The organism is Rhodanobacter sp. UC4443_H10, from assembly GCF_052978325.1.
In genome coordinates this window covers 1,279,400-1,303,953 of sequence record NZ_CM129668.1, presented here as the reverse complement: position 1 = coordinate 1,303,953, position 24,554 = coordinate 1,279,400, and the positions used below count along the sequence as shown (strand labels likewise).

The 24,554-nt window shown below is 69.1% G+C and carries 24 protein-coding genes, 1 tRNA gene and 1 pseudogene; 17 read left to right on the top strand and 9 right to left on the bottom strand.

Annotated elements, in window-relative coordinates:
• Positions 1–13 precede the first annotated feature (13 nt).
• Complete coding sequence (gene dapA / locus ACVCMB_RS06260; RefSeq protein ID WP_447098471.1) at positions 14–892, top strand: 4-hydroxy-tetrahydrodipicolinate synthase; 879 nt, start codon at positions 14–16, stop codon at positions 890–892.
• A gap of 50 nt (positions 893–942) precedes the next feature.
• The gene (locus ACVCMB_RS06255) at positions 943–1,539 is read left to right on the top strand and encodes a hypothetical protein (protein ID WP_447106433.1); all 597 of its coding nucleotides are present in this window, start codon (positions 943–945) and stop codon (positions 1,537–1,539) included.
• Between the two features lie 78 nt (positions 1,540–1,617).
• Here the strand turns inward: ACVCMB_RS06255 and fdxA are convergent, their stop codons facing one another.
• Complete coding sequence (gene fdxA, locus ACVCMB_RS06250) at positions 1,618–1,941, bottom strand: ferredoxin FdxA (protein ID WP_395119560.1); 324 nt, start codon at positions 1,939–1,941, stop codon at positions 1,618–1,620.
• 329 nt (positions 1,942–2,270) lie between these two features.
• A tRNA-Glu gene (locus tag ACVCMB_RS06245) sits at positions 2,271–2,346 on the bottom strand.
• A 181-nt stretch (positions 2,347–2,527) separates the two neighbouring features.
• Between ACVCMB_RS06245 and pcnB the strand changes: the two genes are divergently transcribed.
• From pcnB to panD, 5 genes are all read left to right on the top strand, one after another.
• The gene (gene pcnB, locus ACVCMB_RS06240; RefSeq protein ID WP_395119559.1) at positions 2,528–3,883 is read left to right on the top strand and encodes a polynucleotide adenylyltransferase PcnB; all 1,356 of its coding nucleotides are present in this window, start codon (positions 2,528–2,530) and stop codon (positions 3,881–3,883) included.
• Positions 3,880–4,365 (top strand): 2-amino-4-hydroxy-6-hydroxymethyldihydropteridine diphosphokinase, encoded by a 486-nt coding sequence (folK, locus tag ACVCMB_RS06235; protein ID WP_395119558.1) that lies wholly within the window; start codon positions 3,880–3,882, stop codon positions 4,363–4,365. The genes pcnB and folK overlap by 4 nt, the downstream gene beginning before the upstream one ends.
• Before the next feature lie 33 nt (positions 4,366–4,398).
• Positions 4,399–5,229, top strand: a complete 831-nt coding sequence (panB, locus tag ACVCMB_RS06230; RefSeq protein WP_395119557.1) for a 3-methyl-2-oxobutanoate hydroxymethyltransferase — start codon at positions 4,399–4,401, stop codon at positions 5,227–5,229.
• 17 nt (positions 5,230–5,246) lie between these two features.
• On the top strand, positions 5,247–6,092 hold the full coding sequence (gene panC / locus ACVCMB_RS06225; RefSeq protein ID WP_395119556.1) for a pantoate--beta-alanine ligase: 846 nt from the start codon (positions 5,247–5,249) through the stop codon (positions 6,090–6,092).
• 97 nt (positions 6,093–6,189) lie between these two features.
• On the top strand, positions 6,190–6,582 hold the full coding sequence (gene panD / locus ACVCMB_RS06220) for an aspartate 1-decarboxylase (RefSeq protein WP_447106432.1): 393 nt from the start codon (positions 6,190–6,192) through the stop codon (positions 6,580–6,582).
• Positions 6,583–6,633: 51 nt separating this feature from the next.
• On the opposite strand, the gene queG is transcribed toward panD, so the two are convergent.
• Complete coding sequence (gene queG, locus ACVCMB_RS06215; protein WP_447106431.1) at positions 6,634–7,716, bottom strand: tRNA epoxyqueuosine(34) reductase QueG; 1,083 nt, start codon at positions 7,714–7,716, stop codon at positions 6,634–6,636.
• Positions 7,717–7,757: 41 nt separating this feature from the next.
• Here queG and ACVCMB_RS06210 point away from each other — a divergent pair, with 41 nt between their 5' ends.
• From ACVCMB_RS06210 to ACVCMB_RS06190, 5 genes are all read left to right on the top strand, one after another.
• Positions 7,758–9,248 carry an NAD(P)H-hydrate dehydratase gene (locus ACVCMB_RS06210; RefSeq protein WP_447106430.1) on the top strand — a complete coding sequence of 497 codons (1,491 nt, stop codon included), beginning with the start codon at positions 7,758–7,760 and terminating at the stop codon, positions 9,246–9,248.
• A gap of 8 nt (positions 9,249–9,256) precedes the next feature.
• Positions 9,257–9,718 carry a tRNA (adenosine(37)-N6)-threonylcarbamoyltransferase complex ATPase subunit type 1 TsaE gene (gene tsaE / locus ACVCMB_RS06205; RefSeq protein ID WP_447106429.1) on the top strand — a complete coding sequence of 154 codons (462 nt, stop codon included), beginning with the start codon at positions 9,257–9,259 and terminating at the stop codon, positions 9,716–9,718.
• Between the two features lie 180 nt (positions 9,719–9,898).
• A complete protein-coding gene (locus ACVCMB_RS06200; RefSeq protein WP_395119552.1) occupies positions 9,899–11,359 on the top strand; it encodes an N-acetylmuramoyl-L-alanine amidase in 1,461 nt (486 codons plus the stop codon).
• Positions 11,360–11,394: 35 nt separating this feature from the next.
• On the top strand, positions 11,395–13,188 hold the full coding sequence (mutL, locus tag ACVCMB_RS06195; RefSeq protein WP_447106428.1) for a DNA mismatch repair endonuclease MutL: 1,794 nt from the start codon (positions 11,395–11,397) through the stop codon (positions 13,186–13,188).
• A gap of 136 nt (positions 13,189–13,324) precedes the next feature.
• On the top strand, positions 13,325–14,254 hold the full coding sequence (locus ACVCMB_RS06190; protein WP_395119550.1) for a DUF1684 domain-containing protein: 930 nt from the start codon (positions 13,325–13,327) through the stop codon (positions 14,252–14,254).
• A gap of 21 nt (positions 14,255–14,275) precedes the next feature.
• Here ACVCMB_RS06190 and ACVCMB_RS06185 read toward each other — a convergent pair whose 3' ends face one another.
• A complete protein-coding gene (locus tag ACVCMB_RS06185) occupies positions 14,276–15,058 on the bottom strand; it encodes an enoyl-CoA hydratase/isomerase family protein (protein WP_447106427.1) in 783 nt (260 codons plus the stop codon).
• 134 nt (positions 15,059–15,192) lie between these two features.
• On the opposite strand from ACVCMB_RS06185, the gene ACVCMB_RS06180 reads away from it, so the two are divergent.
• From ACVCMB_RS06180 to ACVCMB_RS06165, 4 genes are read left to right on the top strand one after another with little or no spacing between them, the layout of a single operon-like run.
• The gene (locus ACVCMB_RS06180) at positions 15,193–15,936 is read left to right on the top strand and encodes an FKBP-type peptidyl-prolyl cis-trans isomerase (RefSeq protein ID WP_395121211.1); all 744 of its coding nucleotides are present in this window, start codon (positions 15,193–15,195) and stop codon (positions 15,934–15,936) included.
• 35 nt (positions 15,937–15,971) lie between these two features.
• Positions 15,972–16,160 carry a DUF1289 domain-containing protein gene (locus ACVCMB_RS06175; protein WP_395119548.1) on the top strand — a complete coding sequence of 63 codons (189 nt, stop codon included), beginning with the start codon at positions 15,972–15,974 and terminating at the stop codon, positions 16,158–16,160.
• Positions 16,157–16,750, top strand: coding sequence for an NUDIX hydrolase (locus ACVCMB_RS06170; protein ID WP_447106426.1), 594 nt, complete (start codon positions 16,157–16,159; stop codon positions 16,748–16,750). Before ACVCMB_RS06175 ends, ACVCMB_RS06170 begins: the two co-directional genes overlap by 4 nt.
• Complete coding sequence (locus ACVCMB_RS06165) at positions 16,747–17,601, top strand: sulfurtransferase (protein WP_395119546.1); 855 nt, start codon at positions 16,747–16,749, stop codon at positions 17,599–17,601. Before ACVCMB_RS06170 ends, ACVCMB_RS06165 begins: the two co-directional genes overlap by 4 nt.
• 64 nt (positions 17,602–17,665) lie before the next feature.
• On the opposite strand, the gene ACVCMB_RS06160 is transcribed toward ACVCMB_RS06165, so the two are convergent.
• Together ACVCMB_RS06160 and ACVCMB_RS06155 are read right to left on the bottom strand one after the other, a co-directional pair.
• Positions 17,666–18,430, bottom strand: coding sequence for an enoyl-CoA hydratase/isomerase family protein (locus ACVCMB_RS06160; protein WP_395119545.1), 765 nt, complete (start codon positions 18,428–18,430; stop codon positions 17,666–17,668).
• A gap of 16 nt (positions 18,431–18,446) precedes the next feature.
• On the bottom strand, positions 18,447–19,901 hold the full coding sequence (locus ACVCMB_RS06155; RefSeq protein ID WP_447106425.1) for a DUF4139 domain-containing protein: 1,455 nt from the start codon (positions 19,899–19,901) through the stop codon (positions 18,447–18,449).
• 148 nt (positions 19,902–20,049) lie between these two features.
• Between ACVCMB_RS06155 and ACVCMB_RS06150 the strand changes: the two genes are divergently transcribed.
• A complete protein-coding gene (locus ACVCMB_RS06150; RefSeq protein ID WP_447106424.1) occupies positions 20,050–20,610 on the top strand; it encodes a GNAT family N-acetyltransferase in 561 nt (186 codons plus the stop codon).
• Here ACVCMB_RS06150 and ACVCMB_RS06145 read toward each other — a convergent pair.
• The 3 genes and pseudogenes from ACVCMB_RS06145 to uvrA all read right to left on the bottom strand — a co-directional run.
• A pseudogene (locus ACVCMB_RS06145) lies at positions 20,601–21,158 on the bottom strand (helix-turn-helix domain-containing protein); the annotation flags it as partial. The gene ACVCMB_RS06150 and the pseudogene ACVCMB_RS06145 overlap by 10 nt on opposite strands.
• Before the next feature lie 7 nt (positions 21,159–21,165).
• A complete protein-coding gene (locus ACVCMB_RS06140; protein WP_447106423.1) occupies positions 21,166–21,612 on the bottom strand; it encodes an acyl-CoA thioesterase in 447 nt (148 codons plus the stop codon).
• Positions 21,609–24,542, bottom strand: coding sequence for an excinuclease ABC subunit UvrA (gene uvrA / locus ACVCMB_RS06135; RefSeq protein WP_447106422.1), 2,934 nt, complete (start codon positions 24,540–24,542; stop codon positions 21,609–21,611). The genes ACVCMB_RS06140 and uvrA overlap by 4 nt, the downstream gene beginning before the upstream one ends.
• Positions 24,543–24,554: the final 12 nt, after the last annotated feature.

Genomic DNA, 24,554 nt, shown 5'->3' with positions numbered 1-24,554 from the left:
CGGAATCGAGCACGTGGACATTCGTGGAAGCATCTGTGCGCTGGTCACGCCGTTCGCGGCCGACGACAGCCTCGACCTGGCGGCGTTCGGCCGCCTGATCGAACAGCAGATCGCCGGCGGCACCCAGGCGCTGGTGGTGGCCGGCTCGACCGGCGAGGCGCACATGCTGGAGGCGGGCGAGTTCGACCGCCTGCTGACGTTCGCGATCGAGCGCGTGGCAGGTCGCGTGCCGGTGATTGCCGGCACCGGCGAGGCCGGTACCGCGAAGACCATCGCTGCCACGCGTCGTGCGCAGGAGCTGGGCGCGGATGCGGCACTGGTGGTGGTGCCGTACTACGTGCGCCCCACGCAGGAGGGCCTGTGGCGACACTTCACCGCGGTCGCTGATGCAGGCGGCTTGCCGGTGCTGCTCTACAACGTGCCCGGTCGCACCGGTTGCGACCTGCTGCCGGAGACGGTGGCGCGCCTGAGCGAGCATCCGGCGATCATCGGCATCAAGGAAGCGCGGGGCGATGCGCCGCGGATCGCCGCGCTGGCGGAACTTGCGCGCGCGGATTTCGTCTATCTGTCCGGTGACGACGCCAGCGCCGGTGTGGCGATGCTTGCCGGTGCGGCCGGCACCGTCTCGGTGGTGGCCAACCTGGTGCCGCGGCCGTTCCGCGCCCTGTGCGACGCCGCCACGGCGGGCGACGAGGCGGCCACGGCACGGTGCCGGGATGCACTGGAACCCTTGCTGCACGCGCTGGACTGCGCGCCCAATCCGATCGCGGTCAAGGCCGGACTGCCGCCGCTGGGGCTGGGCTCGGCCCGGCCGCGGTTGCCGCTGGTGGAACTGCCCGACGGCCCGGATCGCGCCCGCTTGCACCAGGCGCTGTCCAGTCTGTCATCCTAGACACCTGTGCCCGCTGATCCGGGCCTGGCTCACTCACGGAATCCGATTCGATGAAGAAAACCTCGCTCCTCGTGGCCTTGCCGGCCGTCGCGCTCGCCGGCCTGCTGCTCTCCGGTTGCGGCATGTTCCGTTCGCACAGCGCCTGGCAGAAGGCCCGGCAGGAGGCGCCGCTGGAGATTCCGCCCAGCATGGATCGTCCCTCCACCAGCGACGCCCTGGTGATCCCGCCGCCGGGCGCGAACCAGCCGACGGCGGACGGCGCGACTGCCTCCGTGGCGGGCGTGCCGGGCCAGGCAGGGCAGATCTCCGACGGCTTCGTGCACGAGGGCACGGTCGACAGCGTGTACCAGCAGGTGGGCAAGGTGCTGGCCGACGGCAAGGCGGGCCAACTGGTCAGCCACGACGACGCCACGCACTCCTACGTGGTCAGCGTGATGGCGGCCGCCACCGGCAAGAAGCGCGGTTTCTTCTCGCGGCTGTTCGGCCGGCACCGGGATGATTCTGCCAGCACCGCCGGTGGCGGCATGCACCAGGTACAGGTCAACGTGGAGAGCCGCGGCGACGCCGGCAGCGAGATTCGCGCGCAGAGCGATTCGCTGGGCGCGGTGGCCAAGGTGATCGATCGGCTGAAGTCGAAGCTGGATTGATCGCAAGCGCGCCACGCATGCGAAAACGCCGCCCGGAGGGGCGGCGTTTTCGTTTCGACATCGTGACGGGAGGCCGGTTCAGCGCTCGAGCAGCGCCAGCTTGTCCGGCTTGCCTTCCCAGTCGCCGGCATCGGCGGGAGCGTCCTTGCGCTCGGTGATCACCGGCCAGCTCTTGGCCAGCTCGGCGTTGAGCGCCACCAGCGGCTCCTGCCCCACCGGCACGTCGTCCTCCGGGTAGATCGCGTTGATCGGGCACTCCGGCTCGCACAGGGTGCAGTCGATGCACTCGTCCGGGTCGATCACCAGGAAGTTCGGGCCTTCGTGAAAGGCATCCACCGGGCACACCTCGACGCAATCGGTGTACTTGCACTTGATGCAGTTGTCGATGACGACGAAAGTCATGAAGTCAACTCGGTTGTAGGAAGGGGCAGATGGAACGCTCTTCTGAAAAACGACGCAGATCCACGGCAAAGTACACCGAAGGGCTCTCGCGGGGTTCGGCAGAGGGCTCTTTTGAAAAGTGCGGCCATGGATGGCCGCTTTTGATCCGGCCGAAGGCCCGGAACTCCCTGCTGTCCGGATGTTCCCGGACAACCGCGATCGGGGATGATCGCACAGGTGACAGACAGTGCGGCCATGGATGGCTGCTTTTGATCCAGCCGATAGCCGGTAACCTTGGGCTACCGCACTCCTTCCAGACCATGGCAATCATGGAAGATTGCACAACCAAATGGCGCTCCCTACGAGACTCGAACTCGTGTTCCCGCCTTGAGAGGGCGGTGTCCTGGGCCACTAGACGAAGGGAGCGTTGTGCGGCGAAGCGCGCTAGTATAGCGGAATTGCTTCGCGCGGCAACGCCCGATCGACGCGCGTCGAAGCCTGCCGCGCAGGTGCACAGATCGTCGTCCTGCCGCGGCTATTTGTTGATGCTCGGCATCGTGAACATGGCAAGCACGGGGCGCCTGCGTCCCGCAAGGATTCCAACCGCTTGAACCCCACACCAGGCACCGATCCCACCCCCGCGCTGCGAATCATTCCGCGCGACCAGCACATCATTTCGCGGGCGAACATCAGCAAGGCCGCGCTGCGCGTGCTGTACCGGCTGCATGACGCCGGTTATGCCGCCTACCTCGTCGGTGGCGCGGTGCGCGACCTGTTGCTGGGGTTTCGTCCGAAGGATTTCGACGTCGCCACCGACGCCACGCCGGAGGAGGTCAAGAAGCTCTTCCGCAACTGCCGCCTGATCGGGCGACGGTTCCGCCTGGCGCACGTGGTGTTCGGCCCGGAGATCATCGAAGTCGCCACCTTCCGCGGCACCGGCGAGGAAGGCGAGGGCGACCGCCACATCGTCGACGGCCGCATCGTGCGCGACAACATCTGGGGCACCATCGAGGAGGACGCGCTGCGCCGCGATTTTCGCGTCAATGCCCTGTATTACGACATCAGCGATTTCTCCGTGCGCGATTACGTCGGCGGCATGCAGGACCTGCACGATCGCGTGCTGCGCCTGATCGGCGACCCCGAGGTGCGCTACCACGAAGATCCCGTGCGGATGCTGCGCGCCGCGCGGCTGGCGGGCAAGCTCGGCATGCGCATCGACGCGGCGGCGGCGGCGCCTTTCGAATCGCTGGGGCCGCTGCTGGGCGACGCCGCGCCGGCGCGGCTGTTCGACGAATCGCTGAAGATGTTCCTGTCCGGCAACGGCCTGAAGAGTTTCCGCATGCTGGAGCAGTGCGGCCTGCTGAAGTTCCTGTTCCCGGCCACCGCGCGCGCGCTCAAGCGTGGCGATGCGGCGTTGCGCTCGCTGGTGGAGCAGGGCCTGGCCAACACCGATGCGCGCATTGGCGAAGGCAAGTCGGTCACCCCCGCGTTCCTGTTCGCGGTGCTGCTGTGGGGCGAGGTGCGCGACGAGGCCCAACTCGGCATCGAGCGCGGCCTGGACAGCGCCGAGGCGTGGTCGCGCGCGGCTGCCAAGGTGGTCGGCGAACAGTGCCAGCGGGTGGCGATCCCGCGGCGCTTCACCTTCACCATGGAAGAGATCTGGTCGCTGCAGCCGCGTTTCGAGCAGGTGCAACGCAAGCGGGTGTTCCGCCTGATGGCACATCCGCGGTTCCGCGCGGCGTTCGATTTCCTGTTGTTGCGCGCCGACGAATCGCCGGCGATGCGTGAGCTGGGGCAGTGGTGGGCGCACGCCCAGCGCCTGCCGCAGGACGTGCTGGCCGCGGCCTTGCCGGTGCTCAGCGGCGCGGCTGCGGCAGAGGCTGCTCCCGCACCGGCGGTGCGCAAGCCGCCGCGCCCGCGCCGGCGCCGGCGCAAACGCAGCGACAACCCGGCCTCCGAATGACCCTGGCCTACGTGGCGCTGGGCAGCAACCTCGGTGAACCGCGCCAGCAGGTACTCGACGCGTTCAACGCGCTCGCCGAGCTGCCCGGCACCTGCTTGCTGCAGCGCTCGCCGCTTTACCGCACGCCGCCCTGGGGCGTGCTCGATCAACCATCCTTCATCAATGCCGTGGCCGAGCTGGAAACGACGCTGTCGCCCGAAGCGCTGCTGCAGCACCTGCTGGCGATCGAGCAGCGCGCCGGCCGCGTCCGCGCCGAACGCAACGGGCCACGCACGCTCGACCTGGATCTGCTGCATGTCGAGGGCGTGCGTCGCGACGACCCGGCATTGACCCTGCCGCACCCACGGTTGGCCGAGCGTGCCTTCGTGCTGTTGCCGCTGAACGATGTCGTACCGGATCTGCACCTGCCCGGCCAGGGGCGCGTGGCCGAGCTGCTGGCGCGGGTCGACCCGGCCGGTTGCGAGCGGCTGCTTGCGCCATAATCGGCAGTCACCCTCGCCGACCAGGAAACCCCCGTGTACGTGCAGAACGCCAATCTCCCCGACCGCAAGCCGGTGACCGTGCCGGGCCTGCGCGCGATGAAGGCGCAAGGCCAGCGCATCACCATGCTGACGGCCTACGACGCCAGCTTCGCCTGGCAACTGGAAGCGGCGGGCATCGACGTGGCGCTGGTCGGCGATTCGCTCGGCATGGTGGTGCAAGGACACGCCAGCACCTTGCCGGTGACACTCGACCAGATGGTCTACCACACCGCAGCCGTGGCGCGCGGCTTGTCCGCCACCTTGCTGGTGGCCGACCTGCCGTTCATGGCCGATCGCGACGTCGCCCACGTGCTCGCGGCCGGTGCGCGGCTGGTCGGTGAAGCGGGTGCGGCGATGGTGAAGCTCGAAGGCGCCGCCGCGCACGTGCTGGAGGGCATCGCCGCGCTGACCGCGCGGGCCATGCCGGTATGCGCGCATCTGGGACTGACCCCGCAATCCGTGCACCGCTTCGGCGGTTTCCGCGTCCAGGGCCGGGAGCAGGCCGCTGCGGATCAACTGGTGGCCGACGCGTTGGCGGTGCAGGCGGCGGGCGCGCAATTGCTGGTGATGGAGGGCGTGCCGGTCGAGCTGGGCCGGCGCGTGACCGCGGCGGTGGAGATCCCGGTGATCGGCATCGGCGCCGGCCCGCATTGCGATGGCCAGGTGCTGGTGATCCACGACATGCTCGGCGTCACGCCAGGCAAGCGCCCCAAGTTCAGCAAGGATTTTCTCGCCGGCCGCGATTCTGTGGCAGCGGCGATCCGCGCCTATGCGGACGACGTGCGCAGCGGTGCCTTTCCGGCGCCGGAACATTGTTTCAACTGAGCTGACGAGTTTCCACCATGCAAACGGTTCAGGATGCGCCGGCGTTGCGCGCCGCGGTTCGCGGCTGGCGCAGCAAGGGCCAGACGGTCGGCTTCGTGCCGACCATGGGCAATCTGCACGCCGGCCACCAGTCGCTGGTGCGGCTGGCGCGGGCGCGTGCCGATCGGGTGGTGGCGAGCGTGTTCGTCAATCCGACCCAGTTCGGCCCCGGCGAGGATTTCGAGCGCTACCCGCGCACCCTGGTGCACGACCAGGCGGCGCTGGCCGACGAAGGTTGCGACCTGCTGTTTGCACCCGAGGTCGCCACGATCTATCCCTACGGCGCCGCGCTCAGCGTGAACCTGCGCGTGCCGCAGGTCACCGCCACGCTGGAAGGTGCCCACCGGCCCGGGCACTTCGATGGCGTGGCCACCGTGGTGTGCAAGCTGTTCAACCTGGTCAATCCGGACCTGGCCGTGTTCGGGCAGAAGGATTTCCAGCAGCTCAAGGTGATCGAGCGCATGGTGCGCGACCTGTCGCTGCCAGTGAAGGTGATCGCCGCGCCCATCGTGCGCGACGACGACGGGTTGGCGCTGAGTTCGCGCAACCAGTACCTTTCGGCGCAGGAGCGTGCGCGGGCGCCGCTGATCCACGACACCTTGCTGAAAATGCGCGAATTGCTGGGCCAGGGCCACGCCTGGCGCGCCGTGGAGCAGGTGGCCGAAGCCCAGCTGACCCGCGCCGGCTTCGTGCCCGACTACGCGGCGATCCGCCGGGCCGGGGATCTCGCCGAGCCGGACGATGGCCAGCGTGACGGGCTGGTGGCGCTGATCGCCGCGCGGCTGGGCGGCACCCGGCTGATCGACAACTTGCTGTTGGACTGAGCCGCCCGCACATATCGTGGGCGGGCCGTTGATGTTGCAGCGCAGCGCCATCGGTTCGATAATCGCCGACTTTGCGGAGCACCGCGGGAACAACGTCATGCACCTGAACATGCTCAAGGCCAAGATCCACCGCGCCACGGTGACGCACGCCGAGCTGCACTACGAAGGCTCGATCGCGATCGACGGCTTGCTGCTGGATGCGTCGGGCATCCGCGAGTACGAGCAGATCCACGCGTGGAACGTCAACAACGGCAAGCGCTTCGTCACCTACGCGCTGCGCGCCGAGGAAGGCTCGGGGATCATCTCGGTGAACGGCAGTGCCGCGCATCGGGCCAATCCCGGCGACATCGTCATCATTGCCGCCTTCGCCCAGCTGAACGAGGCTGAGCTGGAGAAATTCCAGCCCACCTGCGTGTACATCGCCGCCGGTGAAGGGAACCACATCAGCCACACCAACCGCTCGATCCCCAAGCAGATGGCCGCTGCCTGACGGTCGGGCCCGGGCTTGCCGGCGGCGCCGTCGCCGGCTTGACCGCGGGATTCAGCCGGCGCGCCGTTTGGCCGCTTGCTGCGCCAGCGCCCAGGCGACGTGTTCGCGCACCAGCGGCGAGGCATCGTCGGCGCGGCTGGCGAGGGCGGCGTCGACCGAGTCACCGGGAGGCGCGTTGCCCAGCGCCACGGCGATATTGCGCAGCCAGCCTTCGTAGCCGGTGCGGCGGATCGCCATGCCTTCGGTACGTTTGAGAAACTCCTCCTCGCTCCAGCCGAACAGCTCGACCAGCTTCGCGCCGTCCAGGCTGTGCCGCGGCGCGAAATCCGCCTCGGTGGCGACCTGCGCGAACTTGTTCCAGGGGCATACCAGCTGGCAGTCGTCGCAACCGAAGATGCGGTTGCCCATCGGCGCGCGCAGATCTTCGGGAATGCTGCCCTTGAGCTCGATCGTGAGATACGAAATGCAGCGTTTGGCGTCGAGCTGGTACGGCCCGGTGATTGCCTGGGTCGGGCACACCTCGATGCAGCGCGTGCAGGTGCCGCAGTGCGCGCTGGCCGGTGCATCCACCGGTAGCGGCAGGTCGGTGTACAGCTCGCCGAGGAAGAAGTACGAGCCGGCATGACGGTTGATCAGCACGGTGTGCTTGCCGATCCAGCCCAGCCCCGAGTTGCGCGCCAGCGCTTTTTCCATCACCGGCGCGGAATCGACATAGGCGCGATGGCCGAACTCGCCCACCGCGGCGCGGATGCGCTCGGCCAGTTTCTGCAGGCGGTTGCGCATCAGCTTGTGATAGTCGCGGCCCAGCGCGTAACGCGAGACGTAGCCGGCCTCGCCGTCGCCGAGCACGTCCCAGGCGTTGGCGGTGCCGGGTGGGGCGTAATCCATGCGCACCGAGATGACGCGTTGCGTGCCCGGTTCCAGTTCAGCCGGGCGGGTGCGCTTGCTGCCGTGTCTGGCCATGTACTCCATCTCGCCGTGCCGGCCGGCATCGAGCCAGTGCTGCAGATGCCGCTCGTCCTCGGCGAGGTCGACACCGCTGATGCCGGTCTCGGCAAACCCCAGTTCGCGCGCCCAGCGCTTGATGTCGCGGGCGAGCGCGGCGTAATCGGGTGAGGCGGAAGCGGACGACACGGACATCCGCATAGTCTAGTCGCACCCCTATAATTCGCCGCATGTCCGAACCTTCGCCCCGCGACCTGTACACCGTCGACGACATGCGGCGGATCGATCGCGCCGCGCTGGATGCACTGGGCATCTCCGGCAGCGAGTTGATGCGCCGTGCCGCCAGCGACGCCCTGCGCAGCCTGCACCGGCGCTGGCCGCAGGCGCGCAGGCTTCGCGTGCATTGCGGCCCGGGCAACAACGGCGGCGATGGTTTCCTGCTTGGCGTGCTGGCGCGCGAAGCGGGCCTGCAGGTCGACATGGTGGCGCTGGCCGACACGTCGCGCGGCGATGCCGCATCGGCGCGTGCCGCGTGGGTGGACGCCGGCGGTGCAGTGCATGCCGTCGACGCACTGCACGAATTGCCGGAGCCCGACCTGCAGGTGGATGCGCTGTACGGCATCGGCTTGAACCGCGCGCCCGAGCCGGCTGCCGCGGCGCTGATCGAACGCATCAACGGCAGCGGCATCCCCGTCCTGGCGCTCGACGTGCCGTCCGGGCTGGACGCCGACAGCGGGCAGTGCCCCGGTGCCGCGATCCGCGCGGATCTCACGGTCACCTTCATCGCCGACAAGCGCGGCCTGCACACCGGTCGCGCGGCCGACTGCACGGGCGTGCTGGAGCTGGCGACGCTGGGCGTGCCGGCCAGTGCGTTTGCGCAGGTGGCGCCGGACGCGCATCTGCTTGTTGCCGCGAGCCTGCCGCCGCGCCGTCGCTATGCCAACAAGGGCAATTATGGCCATGTGCTGGTGATCGGTGGCGGGCAGGGCATGGCCGGCGCCGTGCACCTGGCCGGCGCGGCGGCACTGCGCGCCGGTGCCGGCCTGGTCAGCGTCGCCACGCATGCCGAACACGTGGGCGCGCTCAACGCGGCGCGACCGGAATTGATGGCCCACGGCGTGGACGGCCCGCAGGCGCTGCGGCCGCTGCTGGAGCGTGCCGACACGCTGGCGCTCGGCCCGGGGCTCGGCCAGTCCGCGTGGTCGCATGCGCTGTGGCTGACCGCGCTGGATGCCCGCAAGCCGCTGGTGCTCGACGCCGACGGCCTCAACCTGCTGGCGAAGGAGCCTCGGCGATTCACCGCGCCGACCGTGCTGACGCCGCATCCGGGCGAGGCGGCGCGATTGCTCGGCCGTTCCGTGGAGGCGGTCGAGCGTGACCGTTTCGCGGCCGCGCGCGAGCTGGCCGCGCGCTTCGATGCCGTCGTGGTGCTGAAGGGCGCCGGCAGCCTGGTGGCCGATCCGAATGGACGTCTGGACGTCTGTCCGTGGGGCAACCCCGGCATGGCGTCCGGCGGCATGGGCGATCTGCTCACCGGCATCGTCGCGGCCATGCTCGCGCAAGGCTGCGACGCCTGGCAGGCGGCACGCCTCGGCGTCGGCCTGCATGCGCGGGCCGGCGACCTCGCCGCATGCGAGGGCGAGCGCGGCTTGCTGGCCAGTGACCTGCTGCTGCCGCTGCGGCGGCTCGGCAATGCCGTTCCCTGTGAAACCGACGAATGAACGGGACCATGTCCAACGAGCTTTCCCGCAGCTTGCCGGACGAGGCCGCGACCGCCGCACTGGCGCAACGCGTGGCCGGCCTGCTGGATCACGGCCTGGTGGTCTACCTGCATGGCCCGCTCGGCGCCGGCAAGACCAGTTTCGCCCGGGCCCTGCTGCTGGCGCTGGGCGTGGGCGAGCGGGTCAAGAGCCCGACCTACAGCCTGGTCGAGGGCTATGCGACCGCGCAGCGACCGGCCTGGCATCTCGACCTGTACCGCATCGCCGACCCCGCCGAGCTGGAGTGGCTGGGTCTGGACACGCTGGCCGACCCGGCTGCGCTGGTGCTGGTGGAGTGGCCCGAACGCGGTGCCGGCGCCTTGCCGGCGGCGGATCTCCACGTTCATCTCGATTACGCCGGGCCCGGTCGCCAGGCCGTCCTGCGTGCCGATACCGTGCGTGGCGACAAGTTGCTCTCGCGCCTGTCCTGACACTCCAAGTGACTATTTCTGCTTGGGTTTTCCCCGGTCGCCGAATCGGGCAGGGAGCTGTTCGAAATGTGGCACTTGCGGCCGATAACTTGATATCCCCTGATGAATGCACTGCAGGTGGCGGATATTAAAAGGAAAACCCGCTTGCATTCAGATGGCGACTGCGTTTCAATGCGGCCCATGCGGGGTTATCTGAACAAGCTGGCCGGTTGGGGCGTCGCGGTGATGCTGGCGGCGTTTTTGCCGTGCGCGGCGCAAGCCGCCCAGGTCAAGGACGCCCGCGTCTGGGCAGGTCCGCAATACACCCGCGTGGTGCTCGATGCGGACGGTCCGCTGCACTACACGATCGCGCAGAAGGACGGCCGGATCGTGGTGGACCTGCGCGACAGTCAGGCTGCGGGCGGCTTCTCCGCGCCGGCGGCACAAGGCTTGTTTCGTGGCATCAGCCATGCGCGTCGCGGCGACGACCTGCAACTGATCGCCACGGTCGATCCCGCCAGCACGCTCAAGAGTTTCGTGCTCAAGCCCACCGCCGACGAAAATTACCGGCTGGTGCTGGATCTGTACCCGGGCAGCGCGCCGAGCGCCAAGGCGCCGGTCGCCGAGGCGCCCGCTGCCAGCGCGCCGGTCCCGACCGTCAACTACAGCAACCCCACGCGCAGCCGCCGGGTCGCCGCCGAGCAGGCTGCGGCGATGCTCAACGGACAGCGCGCCGTGGTGGTGGCGATCGACGCCGGCCATGGCGGCAAGGACCAGGGCGCCCACGGTCCGGCCGGCACGCTGGAGAAGAACGTCACCCTGGCGGTGGCGCGCGACCTCGCTGCCGAGATCAACCGGCAGCCCGGCATGAAGGCGGTGCTGACTCGCGATGGTGATACCTTCATCCCGCTCAAGCGCCGCTACGAAATCGCCCGCGAGCACAACGCCGACCTGTTCGTGTCGATCCATGCCGACTCCTTCACCAGCGACGACGCCCGCGGCTCGTCGGTGTGGGTGCTGTCGCCGCGCGGCAAGACCAGCATGGCTGCGCGCTGGCTCGCCGACGGGCAGAACCGCGCCGACCTGATCGGCGGCATCAGCCTGGACGACAAGGACGACGGCCTCGCCAAGGTGTTGCTGGACCTGCAGCAGGGCTGGGCGATCCAGGCCAGCGACGAGGTGGCCGGCAATGTGTTGCGCGCGCTGGCCAAGCTAGGCCCGACCCATCGTGGCCATGTCGAGCGCGCCAACTTCGTGGTGCTGCGTTCGCCCGACGTGCCTTCGATCTTGGTGGAGACGGCCTTCATCAGCAACCCGGCCGAAGAGCGCAAGCTGCGCGACCCGTCGCACCAGAAGCTGCTGGCCAACGCGGTGATGTCCGGCGTCAGGAATTATTTCGAATCGACGCCGCCGCCGGGCACCTGGTTCGCCGCGCAGGCGGCCAGGCGCCGCGGTGTGCGCGTGGCAACCGTCGACACGTCCGCCGGCAGCGCCGTCAAGGCGACGGGTGGCGCCGCGGATACGCACAAGGTCGCACGCGGCGAAAGCCTCAGCGGCATCGCGCAGCAATACGGAATCAGCGTGGGCGCGCTCAAGACCGCCAACCAGATCCGCAGCAACATCGTGCAGGCCGGCGCGGTGCTGACGATCCCGTCTGGCTGATCCGTCTTCCGACGGCAGGCTGCTAAAGTCCGCGGATGGCCAACATCCGCGCGCTTCCTCCCGAACTCATCAATCAGATCGCCGCCGGCGAGGTCATCGAGCGGCCGTCCTCGGTGGTCAAGGAACTGGTCGAGAACAGCCTCGACGCCGGCGCCACGCGCATCGAGGTGGACATCGAGGCTGGCGGCGCGCGGTTGATCCGCGTGCGCGACGACGGCGGCGGCATCGCGCTGGACGACCTGCCGCTGGCGGTGGCCTCGCATGCCACCAGCAAGATCCGCAGCTTCGACGATCTCGAACACGTCGCCAGCATGGGTTTTCGCGGCGAGGCGCTGGCCTCGGTGTCGTCGGTGTCGCGCTTCGCGCTGGTCTCGCGCAGCGCCGGCCAGGAGGCCGCCTTCCGTATCGAGGTCGATGGCGGCCGGTTGCAGGCCGCACGCCCGGCGCAGCACCCCCCGGGCACCAGCGTGGAGGTGCGCGACCTGTTCTACAACGTGCCGGCGCGCAAGAAATTCATGCGCGCCGAGCGCACCGAATTCGCGCACATCGACGATCTGCTGAAGTCGCTGTCGCTGGCGCGCAGTTCGGTGGAGTTTCGACTCAGCCACAACGGCAAGCCGGTGCGCGTGTGGAAGGCGGCGCGCGACGAACAGGCCGCGCTGCAGCGCGTGGCCGAAGTGCTCGGCGCGGAATTCCCGCAACGCAGCCTGCGCGTCGAGCACGCCGCCGCCGGCTTGCAGTTGTCCGGCTGGGTCGGCTTGCCCACCGCGTCGCGGGCGCAGGCCGATGCGCAGTATTTCTACGTCAACGGACGCCTGGTGCGTGATCGCATCGTCGCCCACGCCGTGCGCCAGGCGTATGCCGACGTGCTGTTCCACGGTCGCCACGCCGCCTTCGTGCTGTACCTCGAACTCGACCCGGCCGGGGTCGACGTGAACGTGCACCCGGCCAAGCACGAGGTGCGTTTCCGCGAGCAGCGGCTGGTGCACGATTTCCTGTTCCGCACCCTGCACGAGGCATTGGCGCAGACGCGCGCGGGGCAGGTGGGGTCGCCCGCGCACGAGGCCGAGGGCGGCCTGCGCATGGCCGCAGCCGCACCGATGCCGATGCCGGCGGCATGGCCGGCCAGCGCGAGCCAGAGCCGGCTGTCGCTGGGCGTGCGCGACGAGCCGCTGGCCGGTTACGCCGCGCTGCTTGGCACCGCCGCCAACGCGGTGCCGATGCCCGGGCCCGAACCCGGCGAGGCGCCGCCGCTGGGTTTCGCGATTGCCCAGCTGAAGAACATCTACATCCTCGCCGAGAACGCTGCCGGGCTGGTGTTGGTGGACATGCATGCGGCGCACGAGCGGATCACCTACGAGAAGCTCAAGGCCGGTCGCGTGTGCAGCAACCTGCGTTCGCAGTTGCTGCTGGTGCCGCTCGGCATCGCGGTGAGCGCAAGGGAGGCCGCCGCCGCCGAGGAACATGCCGACGCGCTGGCCGAGTGGGGCCTGGAGCTTTCGCGCAGCGGCCCGTCGGGCGTGGTGGTGCGGCGCATCCCCGCGCTGCTCGACGGGGCCGACGTGGCGCAACTGGCCCGCGACGTGCTGGCCGAACTGGCCCAGCACGGCAGCTCGCACCGCCTGCAGGAGCTGGAGAACGAACTGCTTTCCACCATGGCCTGCCACGGCTCGGTGCGCGCGGGGCGCCGCCTGACCCTGCCGGAAATGAACGCGCTGCTGCGCGAGATGGAAGAGACCGAGCGCTCCGGCCAGTGCAATCACGGGCGGCCAACGTGGGCGCAGTTGTCGTTGGGCGAGTTGGACAAGTTGTTCATGCGGGGGCGGTGAGAGCCGGGGTTGGGGATTCGCGGGAGCAAGGGCGCTGCGCGTCACGCCGGGGCTCGGGGCCGTTTCGGACGGCGGCTTGCCGACGGCGCGCGCTGCTGCGCATACTCGATGCTTTCACCGATGCGGGATCGTCCCCATGTTGCGTACCGCCGCCTTCGTCCTTGCCATGCTTTCCGGAGTTGCCACCGTGTCTGCCGCCGATGTCCCGTCACCCAGCGCCACCTACACGCAGCAGATCGAGCAATGGCGCGCCGCCCGCGTGGCGAGGCTCACCGCGCCGACGGGATGGCTCAGCCTGATCGGGCTGGAATGGTTGAACGAGGGCGCCAACCGCGTGGGCAGCGCCGCCGACAACGACATCGTGCTGAAGGCCGGTCCCGCGCACCTGGGTACGGTGACGCTGGCGCCGGATGGCGGCTTGCACCTGGCGCTCGACCCGGCCAGCGGCGCCACCGTCGACGGCAAGGCCGTGACCGAAGCCGCGCTGGTCGACGACATGCACGCCGCCGCTGATGCCGATCCCACCACCGTGCGTTTCGGCAAGGCCAGCTTCTACGTGATCGAGCGCGATGGCCGCAAGGCATTGCGGGTGAAGGACGAGGACGCCGAGTCGCGCCGGCATTTTCTCGGCATCGACTATTTCCCGATCGACGACGCCTGGCGCATCGAGGCCGACTGGGTCCCGTTCACGCCACCGCACGACCTGGCGATGGGCTCGGTGATCGGCACCATCGACACGGTCAAGGTGCCCGGCAAGGCGGTGTTCCGGCGCGACGGCCACACCTTCGAGCTGTTGCCGTACCAGGAGGAACCGGGCGGCGAGCTGTTCTTCGTGCTGGCCGATCGCACCTCCGGCAAGGAAACCTACGGCGCCGCGCGTTTCCTCTACGCCGCGCTGCCTGCCGGCGGTCTCGACCATCCGGGCAAGGTGGTGCTGGATTTCAACAAGGCCTACAACCCGCCCTGCGCGTTCACCTCGTTCGCGACTTGTCCGCTGGCGCCACCGGAGAACCGGCTGGACGTCGCCATCACCGCCGGCGAAAAGAAATACCGCGGCGGGCACTGACCCGTAACTTTGTCGGGGGGCTCATTGCCCCTTGAACGCGGCCTTGCGCTTCTCCAGGAACGCGCGCGTCCCCTCGCGCATGTCCTCGGTGGAGAACATCAGCGCGAAACCCTGCGTCTCGAATTCCAGCCCCTGGTCGAGCGACGTCTCGCCACCTTGCAGCACGGCATCGAGGATGCCGGCGGCGGCCAGCGGCGCGGCGGCGGCGAGCTGGTCGGCCAGCGCTTCCACGGTTTCGTCCAGCGCCTCGGGTGCCACCACGCGGTTGACGATGCCCAGTTCGTACGCGCGTTGCGCGTTGACCGGGGTGCCGGTGAGGCACAGTTCCAGCGCGGCGCTGCGCCCGGCCAGGCGCAGCAGGCGCTGGGTGCCGCCGAAGCCGGGGATCAGGCCGAGGTTGATTTCCGGCTGGCCGAACTTCGCCTTTTCGCTGGCCACGCGCAGGTGACAGGCCATCGCCAGCTCCATGCCGCCGCCCAGCGCGAAACCCTGCACGCGCGCGATCACCGGTTTGCCCAGCCGTTCGATGCTGCTCATCAGGCGCTGCCCGGCGCGCGAGAACGCCTGCGCCTGCACGCTGCTGCAGCCGCTCATCTCGCTGATGTCGGCGCCGGCCACGAACGCCTTTTCGCCGGCGCCGGCGAGCACCACCACGCGCACGGCGTCGTCCTGCGCGGCCTGGGCAAAGGCCAGCGTCAGCTCGTTGAGCGTCTGCCGATCCAGCGCATTGAGCTTGTCGGGGCGGTTCACTACGATCGTGCGCACCGCACCGCGGTTGCCGAGTTCCAGATTGCGATAGGCCATGGCCGGTTCCTGTGAGTGCAGGCCGCCGATGGTAGCAGCGGGAACCTTTGCCGATGGCGGGGTTCTCAACTCGCGTATGCATCAGCGGCACGCGTGCGGGGCCGCGATACCTCACCACGGCGGGCATGGATTCGATGGCGAAAGGCGTGACACATCTGGCGGCGTGGCTGCTGATCGGCGTGTTGCCGGGTGGCATGCTGCCGGCGCATGCGGCACAGGCTGGCGCGCCCGCGCAAGCCGCCAGCACGGCGAAACCCGACAAGGTCAAGTTGTCCTATGCGATCGGCTACCAGATCGGCAGCCGCTTCGCCGGCGGCTCGCCCGAGGTGGATCTGTCCACCCTGCAGCGCGCGATCGCGGACGCCTACGCGCGTCACCAGCCGCGCGTGCCGATTGGCGAGATGCAGGCGCAATTGCAACGCCTGCAGCAACAGATGCACAGCGACGCCCTGGCCGAGTTCAAGCGCATCGCTGCGGCGAACGCGAGCAAGAGCGCGGCGTTCATGGCGGAAAACCGCAAGAAGCCGGGCGTGGTGCAGCTGCCTTCCGGCATCCAGTACGCGGTGGTGCACCAGGGTAGCGGCACGGTGCACCCGAGCCTGACCAGCACGGTGGTGGTGAACTATCGCGGCATGCTGGTGGACGGTACGGAGTTCGACAGCACCTGGGCGCATGGCGCGCCAGCGACGATCGCGGTCGACCAGGTCATTCCCGGTTGGCGCGACGTGCTCCCGCGCATGCGCGTGGGCGATCGCTGGAAGGTGGTGATCCCCTCGCGGCTCGCATACGGCGAGGAGGGCGCGCTGCCGCGCATCGGGCCCAACGAGGCGCTGCAGTTCGTGATCGAACTGATCGAGATCAAGCCGCCGCGGGGCTGAGGGGCTGAATCCGGCCGGTGCTAACATGCGCCGACATGCCGAACGATCCCGCGCCGCAGCCAGTTCCGCCCCTGACTCCCTGTACCGGCGTGTGCCGACTGGACAGCCACGGCTACTGCATCGGCTGCCGCCGCAGCGGCGAGGAAATCGGCCGCTGGCGCGCGATGAGCGATCCCGAACGCCGCCACGTGATGGACGTGCTGCTGCCCGGTCGCCGGCCATGATGGATACCCTGGTGCAGGCGCTGCGGCCCTTGTCCGCACCGCCCGAAGGTCCGGCCTGGAACCACGCCGAGGTGAACGAATGGCTCGGCGACCAGGCACGCCTGCCGGCCGCCGTGCTGCTCGGCATCCGCGAAGGCGTGCAGCCGCGGCTGGTGTTTACCGTGCGCGACGCGCGCCTGCCGGCCCATGCCGGCCAGGTGGCGTTTCCGGGCGGGCGCAGCGAGCCGCGGGATGCCGATGCCGTGGATACCGCGCTGCGCGAGAGCGAGGAGGAGATCGGCCTGAATCGCGCGCTGGTGAAGCCGCTGGGTTTCCTCGATCGCTTCGAGACGATCAGCGGCTACAGCGTCACGCCGGTGGTGGCGAGCATCGCGGCCGAGGCCCGCCTGTATCCGTCGCCCGATGAAGTGGCCGAGGTGTTCGAGGTGCCGCTGACGTTCCTGTTCGACCCGGCCAACCTGCGTCGCTACACGATGGAGTTCCGTGGGCAGCAGCGGCCGATGGTGGAATTCGTCCACGCCGGACACCGCATCTGGGGCGCCACCGCCGCGATGCTTTGCAACCTGCTGGAGAGGATGGACCGCACATGAGCCTGAAAACTACCCTGATCGACGTCGACGCGTTGGCCGCGCTGACGCCACGCGACGTACTGATCGTGGATTGCCGCTTCGAGCTTTCCAACCCCGCCGGCGGCGCGCGTGATTACGCGCAGGGCCATGTGCCCGGCGCAATCTACGCCAGTCTCGATCGCGACCTGTCCGACCTGTCGCGCCAGGCCGAAGGTCTGGGCCGCCACCCGCTGCCGCTGGAGGCGGCGTTCAGCGCATTGCTGTCGCGCTGGGGCTGGCGCGACGGCATGCAGGTGGTGGCCTATGACGCCGCCGGCGGCGCGCTGGCGGCCGCGCGGCTTTGGTGGCTGCTGCGCCTGACGGGCATTCCCGCCGCGGTGCTGGATGGCGGCTGGGCCGCCTGGACGGCGGCGGGGAAGCCCGTCGAACGCGGCGAGCCCGCGCCGCGACCGTCCAGCGATGTTTCGCTGCGCTACGACGCCAGCCAGCTGCTGCTCGATCACCGGGCCGTCGCCGATGGCGCCTCGGGCCAACTACTGGACGCGCGCGGCGCGCCGCGCTACCGCGGGGATACCGAGCCGCTGGACCGCGCCGCCGGCCACGTCCCCGGCGCGCTGAACCGCCCGTTCGCCGACAACCTCGATGCCAATGGCCACTTCAAGCCGGCGGTGCAGTTGCGTGCCGAGTTCACCGCCGTGCTCGGCGCCACCGAACCCTCGCACGTGGTGCACATGTGCGGCTCCGGGGTCACCGCCTGCCACAACCTGCTGGCGATGGAACACGCCGGCCTGCACGGCTCGCGGCTGTACGCGCCATCGTGGAGCGGCTGGGTCAGCGACCCGTCGCGACCAGTGGCAACAGGCGAGGAGTGAGTGGAGAGGTGGGAGAAAAGAGAGTGGAAGCGAATGCTCGACCTCACTCCTCACTCCTCTTTACTCACTTCTCGCTCTTGCTCTTCAGCCGCGCCACCAGCGCCTGCAAGGTGGCCTGCGTCTCCGGGTGGAAGAACGCTTCGACGAAGTCGTCCAGCGGCAACGCGTCCAGGTCGGCGTAGGCGTTGGCGAGATCGGCGCGGGCCAGGCGGCGGGTGGTGAGCATGGCGTGCTTCGGCAGCGCCAGCAGTTCGTCCAGCCAGCGCAGCGCGCGGGTGGTGACCTGTTCGACGGCGGTGGTTTCGTCGACGAAGCCGCAAGCCAGCGCGTCGGCCGATTCGATCATGGCGCCTACCACCAGCAGGCGCTCGGCGCGGTAGGTGCCGACCACGCGACGCAGCGCCAGCTGGATCGCCTCGGGCACGATCAGGCCGACCTGCACCTCGTTGAGGCCGATCCGGTACGGGCCGTCGGCCATCACCCGGTAGTCGCAGAACAGCGCCAGCACCGCGCCGCCGGCCGGGCTGTGACCGGTGATCGCCGCGACCAGCGGGATCGGCGCGCGCGCCAGCGCGCCGCACAGGGCGAAAAATTCCCGCCAGTATTCGCGAACCCCGGCGCGGTCGCGCTGCAGCAGGGCGGGCACGTCGACGCCGGCGGAGAACAGGCCGGGCGCGCCGGACAGCACGATGCCGCGCACGTCGTCGCGCACGCTGTCGTCGATCGCCTTGCGCAGCGCCTGCAGCAGTTCCAGGTTCAGCGCGTTGACCGGCGGGCGGGCGAGCTGGATTTCACGGATGGCATGGTCGTGCGTGATGAGGTTGAGCATGATCGACTCCGTTCGGTTACTGCGGCTGTTGGTCGGCGGTCCAGCTGTAGCGCACGGCATAGCTCAGCGTGGCCTTGCCGTTGGCGGGCACTTCTACCCGGAACTCGAGCGTGTCGGCGTCCTGCTGCGCGGGCTTGCTGCTGGAGGAGACCAGCTTCCACTCGCGCCAGCGCGAGGGATGCTCGCGCACCGTCACGGTACGCGCGCTGTCGCCGGCATTGCTGAGCTCGATGCGGAAGGCCTCGTCGAGGGTGCGGCCGTCCTTGTCGACGTGGAAGCTGGTGCGCGTGCGTTCGGCACGCAGGTCGAACGGCGTGCCCAGGGTGATCGTGGCGTCGCTGCCCTTGGGCGTGTCGTTGATGCGGCCTTCACCGATGAACTGCGGCACGCCGTGGCGGTCGTGTTGGAGCACGCGCAGGTAACCGGCGGGCAGGCTGTCGAAGGCCTTCAGTTGCAGCGTGCTGACGATGGCGCCGGCGCCTTGCTGGAAGTCGCGCTGGATGACAGGCTGCTGCGGCTCGAAGGCATTGCCGTTCTCCAGCAAGGTGGTGCGCTCGCAATCCATCGTGCGCGTGGCATACAGCGGCACCTGGCTGACGCTGCCGTCGGGCAGGCTCACCTTGTCGGGCAGGGTGAAGCTGCGGTAATCGCCCAGGCTGTCCTGCTGCGGCATCGCCTCGGCCTTGGCGCTGTAGCCGCGCGCCATCGCCATCATCGGGCGCGGGCCGGAATCCCTGGCCATGTTCGGCTCGCCGGCGATCAGGGTGAGCTGGGCGTCTTGCCAGTCGCGCCCGCTGCGGTTGGCGATGCTGGCGCGCGATTCGAACTGCATGCGACAGGCATTGCCCGGCTGCAGCGTCGCCACATACGCAGCGCGCCAACCCAGGCCGGCGGTGGGATAGCTGAGCACGGCGCGCGCCCGGCCGGCGCGGGCGGCGTCCACGCGCAGGCTGAGGCTGGAGCCAAGCGGGAAGCTGCCGCCGTTGCTGCGCACCGCCGCGTAATCGCGCACCAGCGTGGTGCCGCTGACGCCGCTGACGCCGCGGACCAGCAGGCCGTTGCCGGCACGCAGCAACGTGCCGTTGGCCAGCGATTCGCCGTTGCTGCCCAGCACGTTGACCTCCTGTCCGACCAGACCGGACAACGCGCCGTCGTTGCCTTGCGCCAGCAACAGCCGCTGCGAGATCACCGTGGCATCGTTGTCGGGAAAGGCCAGCGCCAGCGCCTCGGCGTCCAGCGCATTCGGCAAGTTGCCGATGGTCACGTCGTGGGTGCCCGCGGCCAAGGTCAGCGCGCGCTGTTCGCGCACTACCGCGTAGCCCGCGTCGACGTCGCCGCCCTGGCTGGCATACAGGGAGGGGTTGTCGCTGCGGTACAAGCTCAGTGCCGTGCTGTCGGCCGTCTGCGCGTTGGCAGTGCCGGCCAGGGCGGTGAGACAGGCGAAGGCGAGGAGGTGGCGGGCTGTCGTCATGGTGCATTCCATGGTGGGGACCGAACGGCCATCATAACGATCACGCGTGCAGCGCGCGTCGGCGGGGTGCGCGTGCGATCAGAACCGTTCAAGAACCGGCGGTCCGGATTCACTATCGTGTCGGGAGCTTTCCCGCGAGTGACCGAGCATGCCCGCCTCCCCGACCGTCACCATCGCGCCCGCCCGCCTGCCGGAGGACATCGGGAGCGTGCGCCAACTGCTCACGGAATATGTCGACAGCCTCGGCGTCGATCTTTCCTTTCAGAATGTGGCCACGGAACTGGCGCAACTGCCCGGCAAGTACGCGCCACCAGGCGGCGTGATCCTGCTCGCGCGCGACAGTGCGGGAGCCACGCCGGGTTGCGTGGCCTTGCGCCCATGGCCGCAGCCTGGCGTGTGCGAGATCAAGCGCCTCTACGTGCGCCCGGCGGCGCGCGGGCAGGCGCTGGGGCGGCAACTGGCCGAAGCGGCGATCGCGTGGGCCGCGCGAGCCGGCTATGCGTGCATGCTGCTGGATACGCTGGCGTCGATGGCGGCGGCGCGGCAGCTCTATGTCGCGCTGGGTTTTCATCCGGTGGCGCCGTATTACGACAACCCGCTGCCCGGAACCTTGTACATGGCCCTGGACATCGATCCGCAAGTGGCCCAGGCCGCTCGGAATGCGGCGGGAGTCATGCCGAATGTCCGCGCGAATTCGCGGTTGAGATGAGCCTGGTCGCAGAAGCCTGCGTCGAGCGCCGCGTCGATGATCGGCACCTGGTTGCGCAAGAGGGCCTTGGCCTTGTGCAAGGCCAGCAGGACGTGGAAGTTGTGCAGGCTGGTGCCGGTCTGGCGGCGGAACGTGCGCGACAGGTGGCCGGCGGAAATCGCGCACGTGCGCGCGATCATCTCCACGTCGGTGTGCAGCGAAGGTCGTTCGGCCAGCAAGGCCGCGACCCGCGCGATGAGCGCTTCGCGGCCCTCGTCGCTGTTCGCGGCGGGCTGCTCGAAGCGCGAGACAAAGGACCAGCCACCGCCATCCACCGGTTCGAAGCGGTGGATCACACCCGCCGGCACCACGACGGTATCGCCGGCGACCACGTCTCTGCAGGTATCGGGGAAGCGCAGTCGTGCCCGTCCCGCCAACATCCGCACGACTTCGTCGCCGGCATGAAAATGCAGCCGGAAGCGCCAGGCATGGCGCGCGCCGGCGATCGTTTCGATCCGATGGGCGCCGGTTGCGCTGACCGTGAAGAAGGTGCGGGCGGCGGCATGCACGGGCCGTTTACTCCACCGCGCAGCGGATCGCCTCTGGCAGCGGCACCGGCTTGCCGGTGGCCGGGTCCATCCAGACCATCACCACGTTGCCGTCGCAGTAAAGGGTGTCGGCCCGTTCGGCGTCGATCACCCGGTGCGCGATCGTCATCGAGCTGTTGCCCATGCGCTCGCAGAACAGCTGCACCTGCAACTGCGCGGGCCACGCGATCGGGCGGCGGTAGTTGACCTGGCTGGCGGCCATCACCGGCATGGCGTGCTCGTCGAACCACGGGCCCGGCACGTGGCTTAGCCACTGCAGACGCGCCTCTTCCAGGTAGGTGAGGTAGTTGGAATTGTTGACGTGATTGAACGCGTCGAGATCGCGCCAGCGCACGCCGATGGCGGCGACGAACAGCGGCTTGCCCGCGCCGGTGTCCGTGTCGGCTGGCGGCGGGTTGGGGGTGCGAGTACTCATGTGGGCTTCTTCTTTCGTCCGCGCATCGGCTTGTACTTGTCGGCCGAGGCAATGTGTTTGGTGGCGGCCTTGACCCGCGTGGTGGTACCCGGCTTTTTCGGCTTGACCGGTTTCAGGTGCGGTGCGAGGAAGTGGCCGGTGTGCGACCCGGTTGTGGCCGCCACGGTCTCCGGCGTGCCGGCGACCAGGATGCGACCGCCGCCGGCGCCGCCTTCGGGGCCGAGGTCGACCACCCAGTCGGCGGTCTTGATCACATCCAGGTTGTGCTCGATCACCACCACGGTATTGCCCTGGTCGACCAGCTGGTGCAGCACGTCGAGCAGCTGCTCGATGTCGTGGAAGTGCAATCCGGTGGTGGGCTCGTCGAGGATGTACAGGGTGTTGCCGGTGTCGCGCTTGCTCAACTCCTTGGACAGCTTCACACGCTGCGCCTCGCCGCCGGACAGCGTGGTCGCGCTCTGGCCGAGCTTGATGTAGTCGAGGCCGACCGCACGCAGGGTGTCGAGCTTGCGCGCGATGGTTGGCACGTTCTCGAACAGCTTCAGCGCGTCCTCCACCGTCATGTCGAGCACGTCGGCGATGGTGTGGCCCTTGTACAGGATCTCCAGCGTCTCGCGGTTGTAGCGCTTGCCGTGGCAGACGTCGCAGGGCACGTAGACGTCGGGCAGGAAGTGCATCTCCACCTTGATCATGCCGTCGCCTTCGCACGCCTCGCAGCGGCCGCCGCGCACATTGAAGCTGAAGCGGCCTGGCGTGTAGCCGCGCGAGCGCGCCTCCGGTACCTGCGAAAACATGTCGCGCAGCGGGGTGAACAAGCCGGTGTAGGTGGCGGGGTTGGAACGTGGCGTGCGGCCGATCGGCGACTGGTCGATGTCGACCACCTTGTCGAACAGTTCCAGTCCGGTGACCGACTTGAACGGCGCCGGCTGCGCGCTGGCGCCATTGAGCTCGATCGCGGCGAGGCGGAACAGGGTGTCGTTGACCAGGGTCGACTTGCCCGAACCCGACACGCCGGTGACGCAGGTGAACAGGCCGGCCGGGATCGCCAAGTCGACCTGCTTGAGGTTGTTGCCGCTGGCGCCGTTCAGATGCAGCCACGCGTCGTCGACAGGCTGGCGGCGTTCCTTCGGCACCTCGATCGCGCGCACGCCGGAGAGGAACTGGCCGGTCACCGAGCGCGGCGAGTCGAGCATGTCCTGCACCGTGCCCTGCGCCACGATCTCGCCGCCGTGCACGCCGGCGCCGGGGCCGATGTCGAGCACGTGGTCGGCCATGCGGATGGCGTCCTCGTCGTGCTCGACCACGATCACCGTGTTGCCGAGGTCGCGCAGGCGCGTGAGCGTGCCGAGCAGGCGCTCGTTGTCGCGCTGGTGCAGGCCGATCGACGGTTCGTCCAGCACGTACATCACGCCGACCAGGCCGGCGCCGATCTGCGAGGCGAGGCGGATGCGTTGCGCCTCGCCGCCGGAGAGCGAATCGGCCTGGCGATCGAGCGTGAGGTAGTTCAGGCCCACGTCGTTGAGGAAGGTCAGCCGCTCGCGGATCTCCTTGACGATCTTCACCGCGATCTCGCCACGCCAGCCGCTGAGCTTCAACTCCTGGAAGAACGCCAGCGCATCATCGATCGAGCGCGCGGTGAGCGAGGGCAGCGCGTGGTCGGCGACGAACACGTTGCGCGCCGAGCGGTTCAGCCGCTGACCGGCGCACTCGGGGCAGGGCTGGTCGCTGATGTACTTGGCCAGCTCCTCGCGCACGGCGGCGGATTCGGTTTCCTTGTAGCGTCGTTCCAGGTTCGGCACGATGCCCTCGAACGCGTGCTCGCGGGTGACCTTGCCGCCGCGCTCGGTGATGTAGCGGAAGGCAATCTGTTCCTTGCCGCTGCCGTAGAGAATGGCCTTCTGGACGTCCGCGGGAAGCTTCTGCCACGGCGCGTCGACGTCGAAGCCGTAGTGCGCGGCCAGCGACATGAGCAGCTGGAAATAGTGTGCGTTGCGCCGGTCCCAGCCGCGCACCGCGCCGTTGGCCAGCGACAGCTCCGGGTGGCCGACCACGCGCGCGGCGTCGAACACCTGGGTCACGCCCAGGCCGTCGCAGGCCGGGCAGGCGCCGATCGGCGAGTTGAACGAGAACAGCCGCGGCTCCAGTTCCGGCAGCGAGTAGTCGCAGACCGGGCAGGAATAGCGCGAGGACAGCAACTGCTCGGGGGCGTCGGTTGCATCCATGTTGGCCAGGATCACCAGCCCGTCGCCGAGCCGCAGCGCGGTCTCGAACGATTCGGCCAGGCGCTGCTTGATGTCCTCGCGCGGGCGGAAGCGATCCACCACCACCTCGATGGTGTGCTTGATGCGCAGCCCCAGCGGCGGCACCGCATCGAGGTCGTACACCGCGCCGTCGACGCGGGCGCGCACGAAACCCTGTGCGCGCAGCTGCTCGAACACCTGCACATGCTCGCCCTTGCGCTCGCGCACCACCGGCGCCAGCAGCATGTAGCGCTGCCCGGGGTCGAGCGCGAGCGTGGCGTCGACCATCTGGCTTACCGTCTGCGCCTCCAGCGGGATGCCGTGGTCGGGGCAGCGCGGCGTGCCCACACGGGCGTACAGCAGGCGCAGGTAGTCGTACACCTCGGTGATCGTGCCCACGGTGGAGCGCGGGTTGTGCGAGGTGGATTTCTGCTCGATCGAGATCGCCGGCGACAGGCCTTCGATGTGGTCGACGTCGGGCTTTTCCATCATCGACAGGAACTGTCGTGCGTACGCGGAGAGCGACTCCACGTAGCGGCGCTGGCCTTCGGCATAGATGGTGTCGAACGCCAGCGAGGATTTGCCCGAGCCGGACAGGCCGGTAATCACGATCAACTGGTCGCGCGGCAGGTCGAGGTCGATGTTCTTGAGGTTGTGCGTGCGTGCGCCGCGGATGCGAATGGTGTCCATGGACGCCGTATA

Coding starts and splice junctions, on each gene's coding strand:
- ACVCMB_RS06255 (WP_447106433.1), top strand. CDS start 943: ATGAAGAAAACCTCGCTCCTCGTGGCCTTGCCGGCCGTCGCGCTCGCC.
- fdxA (WP_395119560.1), bottom strand. CDS start 1,941: ATGACTTTCGTCGTCATCGACAACTGCATCAAGTGCAAGTACACCGAT.
- folK (WP_395119558.1), top strand. CDS start 3,880: ATGACCCTGGCCTACGTGGCGCTGGGCAGCAACCTCGGTGAACCGCGC.
- panC (WP_395119556.1), top strand. CDS start 5,247: ATGCAAACGGTTCAGGATGCGCCGGCGTTGCGCGCCGCGGTTCGCGGC.
- panD (WP_447106432.1), top strand. CDS start 6,190: ATGCACCTGAACATGCTCAAGGCCAAGATCCACCGCGCCACGGTGACG.
- ACVCMB_RS06210 (WP_447106430.1), top strand. CDS start 7,758: ATGTCCGAACCTTCGCCCCGCGACCTGTACACCGTCGACGACATGCGG.
- tsaE (WP_447106429.1), top strand. CDS start 9,257: ATGTCCAACGAGCTTTCCCGCAGCTTGCCGGACGAGGCCGCGACCGCC.
- ACVCMB_RS06200 (WP_395119552.1), top strand. CDS start 9,899: ATGCGGGGTTATCTGAACAAGCTGGCCGGTTGGGGCGTCGCGGTGATG.
- mutL (WP_447106428.1), top strand. CDS start 11,395: ATGGCCAACATCCGCGCGCTTCCTCCCGAACTCATCAATCAGATCGCC.
- ACVCMB_RS06190 (WP_395119550.1), top strand. CDS start 13,325: ATGTTGCGTACCGCCGCCTTCGTCCTTGCCATGCTTTCCGGAGTTGCC.
- ACVCMB_RS06185 (WP_447106427.1), bottom strand. CDS start 15,058: ATGGCCTATCGCAATCTGGAACTCGGCAACCGCGGTGCGGTGCGCACG.
- ACVCMB_RS06180 (WP_395121211.1), top strand. CDS start 15,193: ATGGCGAAAGGCGTGACACATCTGGCGGCGTGGCTGCTGATCGGCGTG.
- ACVCMB_RS06175 (WP_395119548.1), top strand. CDS start 15,972: ATGCCGAACGATCCCGCGCCGCAGCCAGTTCCGCCCCTGACTCCCTGT.
- ACVCMB_RS06170 (WP_447106426.1), top strand. CDS start 16,157: ATGATGGATACCCTGGTGCAGGCGCTGCGGCCCTTGTCCGCACCGCCC.
- ACVCMB_RS06165 (WP_395119546.1), top strand. CDS start 16,747: ATGAGCCTGAAAACTACCCTGATCGACGTCGACGCGTTGGCCGCGCTG.
- ACVCMB_RS06160 (WP_395119545.1), bottom strand. CDS start 18,430: ATGCTCAACCTCATCACGCACGACCATGCCATCCGTGAAATCCAGCTC.
- ACVCMB_RS06155 (WP_447106425.1), bottom strand. CDS start 19,901: ATGACGACAGCCCGCCACCTCCTCGCCTTCGCCTGTCTCACCGCCCTG.
- ACVCMB_RS06150 (WP_447106424.1), top strand. CDS start 20,050: ATGCCCGCCTCCCCGACCGTCACCATCGCGCCCGCCCGCCTGCCGGAG.
- ACVCMB_RS06140 (WP_447106423.1), bottom strand. CDS start 21,612: ATGAGTACTCGCACCCCCAACCCGCCGCCAGCCGACACGGACACCGGC.
- uvrA (WP_447106422.1), bottom strand. CDS start 24,542: ATGGACACCATTCGCATCCGCGGCGCACGCACGCACAACCTCAAGAAC.